Consider the following 8006-nt stretch of genomic DNA (forward strand, 5'->3'; position numbering starts at 1 on the left):
AAATATATCCTATACTATAACGAGCATAGGATACATCAGGGCATCGGCACTACACCTCTACTAAAAAAACAAGCTATTTGTTCTTGAATTACTTGACACTTACAATTGCGAGCCGCAAAACGGCGGCGTGGCAATCTAGCTGTAAATATTTAGCTCTGAATGGCTACAAAACCCCCACAGGTTTTGATTGGTTTGGGTGCCCGAAGGGTGGGGCAGCGGAAAAACAAGTATCAAATATTTATAGATAGATAGTCGTCATAAATTAAATTGCAGATGGTGGTTCCCATCTGCAATGCAGTTAAATTAATTACTGGCGAATAAATACAGTTTCGGTAGCATTACCAAAAAAGTTGAGCCGGGTTAACCTATTGCCATCGGTACTAATGCGCAGCCTTACAGGGTCGGGGTTAGCTAAAAGAGCATCTATAACACCTCGTTCCACTGTTATTTGGTTGTTTTCTATAGTATAACTTCCACTACGTTCAGTTACTGCACTGGTGCTAGAGGCCGTGTGCCTATAAGTTACGGTTTCGCCATCATCACTAAAAATAAGCCTGTTTGTATAAATAGTTGAGCCTATGCTCGTTTCTGATACAAAAGTAGCCCCAGCGATGGAGGCCGGTGTGCTATTGTCGCCATCATCATTGCCGTTATCGCTACTTTTGTCGCTGTTATTACAGGCAAATAAAGCTAACGCTACCATAAAAATTGTAGCATATAATTTTTTATTTTTCATGCAAAAATCCTTTTATTTGAGTTTGTTTTGCTGTAACGTTACGGTTTTATTATAAGATTTATTTGCAGCTTTGTCAACGGTTTTTGCATTATAAGTCGTTTAATTTGAGTAGCCCTAATTTTTCTTTATATAGTTTAAAAATAGTCCATTAGGCTACTCTTTAGAGCTGTTACTCAAATCTTTAAAAGATGGTAAATAAAAAATAAAACATTCCTAAATCGTCTCGATATGGCGGTATAAAAACACCTAAAAAACTACCTTACAATTTTAAATTCAATCCATATATTATTATCAATAGTAGGATTAATTAAAAGCTCATGACTTATTATCTGATTTGATAAATGGGAAGAATTTACAATTTCTATTCTAGCTGGAACACGAGCATTTGGTTGTGTTAAAGAAGGTAAAGAAGCTAGATTAATTATTTTTAATGAATTTCTGGTAAAATTACCATCTTTATTAGCTATTTGGTTAGCGGCGCCTATAATTGTTATTGTAAAAGTGTTATCGGTGTCCCTAATTGCATTCGGTACAAATTTAGTAAAAGCAGCTATTTCTGTATTATTGATACGGATATTCTGAATGTTACCGGTATTTATAACATTTAAAAAGGTTACTCCATTACTATCATTAATAATTTCGAGTGCGGCCGGTTCATTGTTGGAAGAATGGTTGTTACCACAACCCATCAAAACTATTAATAATATAGCTAGTAACCAGTTAAATTTACTTTTATTTGTCATTTTTAATCTCCTTTACTAAAACTTTACCATACCTTTATCACTTTGTCAAATAAATTCATAAAATAAATATAATAACATATTTATGTAATTATATTCGTAAAAGTTATTATAAAGATAGAAAAGTAATATGAAGCAGTTTTTAGTGGTAATATGGAGCTAATTTATACCAAAAACCCCTCTACAGAGCAGGAATAGCCTATTAATGGTAGGTATTAAAATATAATAAAAGTTATATAAAGCGGATTAAGCTATAAGCTTAAAAAACCCTAGCATTAGTTAGGGCTTTTTTAATAAGTATCTAAAATAAGTATTTACAGTTAATCGCCGTCTTCCTCATCGTCCTCATCAAGCTCAATACCTTCGGCCAGTAAGGCCTCGCGTTGGGCCGTCATTAAGGGGCGGGTAAACTCTATAACCATAGTTACATGTAGGCGGCTATAGCTTTGTGTGCCTTCCCAAATTAGGCCTTGTGCATTGTGTGCCGGGTTAAGGTCTAGCAGATAATCGCTATCGGTGCGGCCACCGTCACGGCCAAGGGTGCGGCTTTGCCCCCTAATGGTACCTTGCCCGCTTAGGCTGCCGGTGGTACGCCGTGTGCCTTCGGTGATGGTTTGGGTGGTTCGCAAGGTAATACGGCTGCCATCGTCAAAGTGCCAGCTGCGGTCGCCGCTAAAAATATCGATAGCCGTAGGGCTGCCAAAAAGTTCTTGTAAGGTGGCATAACTGCGTTCGTAGCTAACAAAGGCCTCAGCGCCTTCACCAAAGCTATCGATGGTAAAGGTAAGGCGGCGTAAAATACGCCGGGCCTGAAACTGCGCCTCAATGTCGGCCGGGTAGCCGGCAAAGCTGCCGCGGGCAACAATAAGCCCGCGTTCTTCGTCTACAATGGCGCTGCCGAATAACCGCAAAAATTGCAGGTACATACCTTCCATCGTGCTGCCCCAGCGGATAGTACCAAAGGCATTGTCAAAGTTATTGGCCGGCAAAGATTGCCCGCTAAATAATAAAATAATAGTTAATATAGTTATACTTAAGCTTTTTTTCATAACTTTATTATAGCAAACTTTATTTAATTTGGCTAGGCTGCCGGCAGCCGCTCTTGTTAAGGGTTAGTTACAGTATGTAAAGACGGATAAATCTCTTTAAGCATTTGGTCGTTATAATGAGTGTCGATAAAACGCTCTAAACTATTATGCGGGGTAATACCGGCGCTGCGCTGCCCAAAACGATAAACAGCCAAGGCCGAAACGGTTAAATTAAAGAGCATAACTACCATAATTATTAAGGTAAAATAATGATGCCGCCTTTTAAGTAAGTGGTTTAATATTTTAAAAAAATGCGGGGCAATAAACTTTAAAAAAACCAGCCCTAATACGCCCCAATATAACATATAAAGCCAGCTGGTACGGCCGCTGCCTAAAGCCCCTAAGCCGCCGGTATATTGCCACGATTCGCTGTGCAGTAAGTTTTGCTGGGCAAAACTTATTAACCATTCAAAGCCGCCGCCCAGTAAAGCGCTGGCTATAAAGATGGTGGTATCGCGCTTGTGCATTAACGGCAGTAATATTACCACCATAAGTACACCGCCAACGCCGTAAACTTGGTTAAAAGGGCCGTAGATAACTCCTTGCCTGCTTTCCAGCACTCCGTGTACTAACCAAACAAATAAAGTTTCTATAATGGTGCCCAGCACCCCGCAAATCATAAATATCCAAAAAAGTTTATAACCATTTAAAGTAAAAGCGGTATGTTCACGGCTTTTTAACTTAATAAGATAATCACTAAAGTTGCGGTAACCGGCTTTAAGCTTGGCTTTTAAAGTTACATTTGGTGCGGCCGGGCCATGTTTATGGCTAACATAAGCTTTTAACGAAAGATAAATATCGCTAAGTAGCACTATAATAAATAACGAAGCTAAAAGATGTAATAAATGAGCATTAACTAAAGCAGTATTCCGGTAAAAACTGCTGCGGCCGTAAAAAATAAATAAGGCCACAATTAAACCATAAATAACTGCGGTTATAACGGTATTTGTTATTATTTTAGTTTTAAAAATACGCTGTAAAAAAAGGTAGTAGCCTATAAAAAAAATTAAAGCCAACGCCATTAAGCTAAGTAGGTTATTGCTGAGTGCTGTAGTAACTAGCATAAAGATAATAGTTACTAACCCATATAAAGGTTGGTATGGGCCGTATAAAAAACGATGCGTAGGCTGGTTAGTAAAAAAAGCGGTTAAAGTATTAACCACCCAAGCCAGCAGGCTAAAAAAGGCAAAGGCTAAAACTAGTAAACTAAAAGAATTGGGCATAAAATTAAGATACTAGTTTTATGAGTAATTAGCTATAGCGTAGTTATAAAAAAATAAGGCTATGCAAAGGTGTTTACAACATAGTTACATAGCCTTAAACCAGCAATTAATTTACCGTAAATTAGCGTTTAACAAAAACTAAGCCGGTAACAGAGCCCGTACCGGCGGGCAGGGTCCCTGTTATACCGGTAAGGGTACTACGGTTATCGCCAATAGTAAAGGTAAGAACAACAGCGTTAGTATCGGTATTTCTAAGGGTTAAAACATCACCGGTTACCTCATAATTGTAAGTAACACTAGGTGCCGAAAGGTTAGGAACATTGCTAAGGTTGGTAATAACCAAATTTACAGTATAAGTACCGAGGGCAGCAGCAAAGTTTAAATCGGCCCTAAAGTTATCGGCCTCTGTAAATCTAAACTCTTCGCCACGAAATGGAGCATCTTTACCACCACTACAAGCAAATAAAGCTAACGCTACCATTAAAATTAACCCATACAACTGTTTACTTTTTCTCATAAAAAACTCCTTTTTATCTCTAAAATTTTTTGATAAATTCATTGTATAGCAGCGATTACTTTTTGTCAAGAGTTATAATACGAAAATATTAAATTTTTACTATAAATTTGTAAATATTGTCATTTGCAACGCCTTGCAAAAAATGAAGGGGTTTTAATAATGTTAAGTAAAAAAATAATACCACACAAATATATTATAAAAATATTTGTGTGGTATTAAAGTGGTTGATGATTAAACTATAAAAACTATTGTTTAACAAAAACTAAGCCGGCAACAGAGCCCGTACCGGCGGGCAGGGTGCCTGTTATACCGGTAAGGGTACTACGGTTATCGCTAACGTTAAATGTTATACGTACCGGGTTGTGATTTACCGTACGCTCTAGAGTTAACACATCACCTTTTAGTTCGTAATTGTAGGTAACGCTAGGTGCCGAAAGGTTAGGAACAGATGATAAGTTGGTAACTGCCAAAGTTACGGTAGAGGCATTGGGAGCAAAATTTAAATCGACCCTAAAGTTACCGGCATCTGTAAATCTAAAATGCTCACCGGAAAAAGGGACACGTGCTCCACCACTACAAGCAAATAGGGCTAAAACTACCATTAAAATTAACCCATACAACCATTTACTTTTTTTCATAAAAAACTCCTTTTTTACTCCTAAAATTTTTTTATAGACTTTATGAGCTAATTATATACTAACTATTATTTTTTGTAAAGCATTATAACACTAAAACCGTATAGTTTACCATAAATTTATAAATATTACTGTTTATAGCATTTTACAAAGGATAAACAGGCTTTGGTATTTATAATTACACTTAATCGCTTTAATAAGCATAATGATGTATGGAATGGGGAGAGTTTTAAATAAAAATAGATTATGTGCTTATGATTTAAATGGTAACTGTAGATACTAAAACATAAAAATAACCTACTAAATCCTTTTCGCCGGCGAAGGGTATTTAGGTGATACCTGTAAATGGATAGTTACATTATTACTCTTATAGGCTTGCTGCCTTAGCGGTTTACTAAGGTGCGTACCAACTTAGCGCTGCGTTCGCTGGCTTCTTTGGCAAAACGGCCGTAATCGTGCTTAGCGTTGCTGTCGGCTTTATCGCTTAAGCTTCTTATAATAACAAAGGGAGTATTTAAGTTGGTACAGCTATGGGCAATAGCGGCGGCTTCCATCTCTACGGCTTCGGCGGCCGGGAAATGGTTTAAAATAGTCTTAACCTGAGTGGTATTATTAACAAATTGGTCGCCGCTTACAACTAAGCCCACATTAGCCCGGTAGCCATAACTATTTGCAGCCTCTTGTAAAAAACCGGCGGCTTTAGCATCTCCTTCGTAAATAAGGGGGCTTTTAGGTAGTTGGCCATAGCTATAGCCAAAAGCCGTTACATCTACATCGTGGTAAGCCGCTTGGTAACTTATTACAATATCGGCCAGCTGTTGGCTAGCCAATAAGCCGCCGGCTATGCCGCTATTTACTACTAAATCGGGCTTGGTCTGGTTTATGGCTAAGGCACAGCTAAGAGCGGCGTTAACTTTACCTATACCGCACAGTAATAAGCTAAAAGCCTTGCCATCTAGTAAACCTTCTGTTAAAATAATATGATTGGCTAAGGTAATTTCTTTTTTAGCCGTCATTTGCTCTAATAATAATTGCTGCTCTATTTCCATAGCCGCTATCGTTAATATCTTCAAAATTTCCTCCTAAGGTTTTCGCGTTACATAATCTATCATATCTAATTTACTTAATAAAGTGATAAAATGCTCCAGTTTCTTGGGTTGTACAGCTTGTATAGTAAACCCGGCTGTAAGCCGCCCTTGTTTTAAATTAGTTTTAGCCTCTTTTAAGATTAAACCTTCTTTAGCCGCTAATTCTTCTACCTTAGCAAATAATTTTTTACTATCATTAATCTCGGCTTGCACCCGTATTTGATGAAGCGCTGCCTGCTGTTTGGCTACTTCGTAAGTTATTTTTGCTCGCTTAACGGCCGCACAATTTGGATTATGCAGTTCCATACCTTTTTTACTTGTTAATAGGCCGGCTAATAGCTCACCATTATAAAGGCGGCAGCACCTAGCTAAATGGTAGTCGGCTATATGAGTTAAGTTACTAGGCAAGGCGGCAAAGTAGTCTTTGGCGCTAATAACTTCGTACCCTTTCTGCTGGTAATATTTTTTAATAAAAATATGCGAGGTACTGTTAGTTGTATAGTTAAGCCAGCTTAAGTTGATGGCGGCTTTTTGCTGCTTTGTAAATTGGATAAGCTGCTGGTTTTTTAAAGGATAATCTAAGCTGCGCTCTTTATCATCTACAATAATTTTTTTAATAAAAATGGCTTGCTCTCTAGCTACTTTAAAGGCAAAATCTAGGGCCGTTGTTCCGTTATTAACGGCATAGCTTTTACCTTTAGCATCAAAAACATTAAATAAAACTTCAAAAACTTCTTTTTTAATATCATTAATAAATTGACTACTGCTTAAGTTAAGGGGTAATCGTTCTTTAATGCGCTCTATTAAATTTATATCTTCGGCAATAAAGTGAGGCATATCAAAAAGCCAAATGGCCAGTATACCATACTCGGCTAAATGGTACATCTCTTTCGACAAAATTTCTATACTTAATTTATTGCCCGAGTTATCTACCACGACACTATGTAAAGCCCTGTATTCGTTTTCTTTATGGTTAGCAATATAATCGCGGAATAACCCATCAATCGGTTTGCATAGCCTGTGTACATAAGCTAAAGCGGTGTAACAGCTTAAGTTATCGTTACAGATAATACGGATGCCAAAAGGATAGCTTAACCCTTTAAAACCGCCGGCTAAGTAACTGCGATAAACGGCGTAATAATTACGTTTAATAAAAATAATATCTTGTATTTTATCGCTTTGTGCTAGTAGCTTAACTTTAACTTCGTTTGCCCATTGTTCTTGTTCGGCCTCTTTGCTTAAACAAAAGGCTTTTATCTCTTTAAATTTTTCGTTATCAATATATTCTAGGGCTAAATCTTCCAAACGTCTTTTTAACCACCAAATACCCAGTTTACTAGCCAAAGGTACATAAATATTTAAACACTCTTTGGCTGTTTTTTGCTGCTTTTCGGGCTTTTTAAAGGCTAAAGTTTCCATATTATGCAGCTTGTCAGCCAGCTTAAGGAGTACCACTCTAATATCGTTAGTCATGGCTACAAAAAGTTTTTGTAAAGTAGCTATATCTTGTTCGTTTTTATCTTTAACATCTTCAAGGGTAATTTTGGTAACGCCATCAACCAGTAAAGCTACTTCGTGGCCAAATATTTGTTCAACTTGGGCAAGGCTAATCTCGGTGTCTTCTACTACATCGTGCAGCAAGGCGGCTATAATGGTAGCGCTATCCATACGCATTTCTACCAAGATTTTAGCTACCCCTAACGGGTGAGTAAAGTAAGGTTCGCCGCTGGCGCGTAGCTGGCCGGCATGCATTTGGGCAGCAAAACTAATAGCTTTATCTATTAAAGCCTGCTCGTCATCGCTATAATGCGTTAAAAGCTTAACAAAGCCGTTAATAACCCCATCAATCGCCGGCACAGTCATTTTACTACCTTTTTACAATAATGTAATGGGCTAATTATAGCATTTTTTTATTAAAAAAAGAATGGCCTCTAAGCAGTTTGTATTATAACAGGAACTAACAATAAACCCGGCCAGTA

8 protein-coding genes are annotated in these 8006 nt (G+C 37.6%); all 8 read right to left on the reverse strand.

Features of this window, described 5'->3' with window-relative positions:
• Positions 1-307 precede the first annotated feature (307 nt).
• Positions 308-736 (reverse strand): hypothetical protein, encoded by a 429-nt coding sequence (locus FWE37_08375; GenBank protein MCL2520994.1) that lies wholly within the window; start codon positions 734-736, stop codon positions 308-310.
• Positions 737-990: 254 nt separating this feature from the next.
• Complete coding sequence (locus tag FWE37_08380; GenBank protein MCL2520995.1) at positions 991-1479, reverse strand: hypothetical protein; 489 nt, start codon at positions 1477-1479, stop codon at positions 991-993.
• A 317-nt stretch (positions 1480-1796) separates the two neighbouring features.
• Entirely contained in the window at positions 1797-2525 is a 729-nt protein-coding gene (locus tag FWE37_08385) for a hypothetical protein (GenBank protein MCL2520996.1), read from the reverse strand.
• Positions 2526-2581: 56 nt separating this feature from the next.
• A complete protein-coding gene (locus FWE37_08390; GenBank protein ID MCL2520997.1) occupies positions 2582-3787 on the reverse strand; it encodes a putative ABC transporter permease in 1206 nt (401 codons plus the stop codon).
• A 121-nt stretch (positions 3788-3908) separates the two neighbouring features.
• A complete protein-coding gene (locus FWE37_08395; protein ID MCL2520998.1) occupies positions 3909-4304 on the reverse strand; it encodes a hypothetical protein in 396 nt (131 codons plus the stop codon).
• 245 nt (positions 4305-4549) lie between these two features.
• Complete coding sequence (locus tag FWE37_08400; GenBank protein MCL2520999.1) at positions 4550-4942, reverse strand: hypothetical protein; 393 nt, start codon at positions 4940-4942, stop codon at positions 4550-4552.
• A gap of 380 nt (positions 4943-5322) precedes the next feature.
• Positions 5323-6012 (reverse strand): 5'-methylthioadenosine/adenosylhomocysteine nucleosidase, encoded by a 690-nt coding sequence (locus FWE37_08405; GenBank protein ID MCL2521000.1) that lies wholly within the window; start codon positions 6010-6012, stop codon positions 5323-5325.
• A gap of 9 nt (positions 6013-6021) precedes the next feature.
• Complete coding sequence (locus FWE37_08410) at positions 6022-7890, reverse strand: HD domain-containing protein (GenBank protein MCL2521001.1); 1869 nt, start codon at positions 7888-7890, stop codon at positions 6022-6024.
• Between the last annotated feature and the right edge of the window lie 116 nt (positions 7891-8006).

The sequence above is a fragment of the Spirochaetaceae bacterium genome (assembly GCA_009784515.1).
Taxonomy (GTDB): Bacteria; Spirochaetota; Spirochaetia; order WRBN01; family WRBN01; genus WRBN01.